1 protein-coding gene is annotated in these 746 nt (G+C 44.2%); it reads right to left on the bottom strand.

What is annotated here, in order from left to right; all coding sequences use genetic code 11:
• A partial coding sequence (locus AC1HJP_RS21140) for a hypothetical protein (protein WP_480363464.1) occupies nucleotides 1-746 on the bottom strand: 746 nt, incomplete at both ends.

Below are 746 nucleotides of genomic sequence, written 5' to 3'. Positions count from 1 at the left end.
TAACCATCTTTATTTGCTTCGGTTAAATCTGCAAACGCGTATTGACCATTAACATCTGTGGTTCGCGTGAGTGACACGGCGCGGCCAAGCTTGTCTTTACCAGTCAGTGTGACTGTGATGTTTTCAAGCACTTTGTCTAGTTCAGCAGCTTCTAGTTCGCCATCTTGCAAGGTATCTAAGAACACCTTACCGGCGATGCTGTAACCTTCAGGCTTGAGCTTCTCTGTAAAGTCCACCGTCGCTGATTTGTTTGCTCCTGTTAGATCAACTTTAACAGTGCTGTTTACCGTGTTTGACTCTGTGCGATTTGCACCTATGTTCAGATAATCTTTACCATTATCATGAGCTGTATTGCCTGAGAAGGTTGCTGCGACAGAATAACCATTTTTGTTTGCTTCAGTTAAGTCTGCAAACACGTACTGACCGTTCACATCTGTTGTACGCGTCAGTGACACCGTGCGACCAAACTTGTCTTTACCGGTTAAAGTCACAGTGATGTTTTCAAGTGCTTTGTCTAGCTCTGCCGCTTCAAGATCGCCATCTTGCAAAGTATCTAAGAACACCTTACCTGCGATGCTGTAACCTACAGGCTTGAGCTTCTCTGTAAAGTCCACCGTCGCTGATTTGTTTGCTCCTGTTAGATCAACTTTAACAGTGCTGTTTACCGTGTTTGACTCTGTGCGATTTGCACCTATGTTCAGATAATCTTTACCATTATCATGAGCTGTATTGCCTGAGAAGGTTGC

The sequence above is a fragment of the Pseudoalteromonas sp. NFXS53 genome (genome assembly GCF_056629255.1).
The sequence above is the reverse complement of the archived record's forward strand: the minus strand, read 5'-3'. Positions and strand labels throughout refer to the sequence as shown.